The organism is Acinetobacter sp. ANC_7682, assembly GCF_056779795.1.
On record NZ_JBWYIQ010000097.1, the window covers coordinates 1 to 291 of the forward strand.

Genomic DNA, 291 nt, shown 5'->3' on the forward strand with positions numbered 1-291 from the left:
GGTGGTGTTTCAAAAAGTATGCTGAAAAAAACAATATGGCTTTTGATAAAATAGAGGTATGAAAATAACGCTACAAATCAAATGTCCTACCTGTCTAAGTAACAATATAAAGAGAAATGGCATCAAAGTAGATGGGAAACAAAACCATCAATGCAAAGATTGCAAACGTCAGTTTATTGGTGATCATGCATTAAGCTATCAAGGGTGTAATTCAGGTATTACCGGCAAGATATTACATTTAATGGTCAGAGGAAGCGGTGTAAGAGATATTGCTGAAGTCGAGCGTATCAG

The 291-nt window shown here is 35.7% G+C and carries 1 protein-coding gene; it reads left to right on the plus strand.

Features of this window, described 5'->3' with window-relative positions; genetic code table 11:
* Positions 1–58: 58 nt before the first annotated feature.
* The coding region (locus AC1M9D_RS14145; RefSeq protein ID WP_448766429.1) for a transposase-like zinc-binding domain-containing protein at positions 59–291 on the plus strand (233 nt) is incomplete at its 3' end.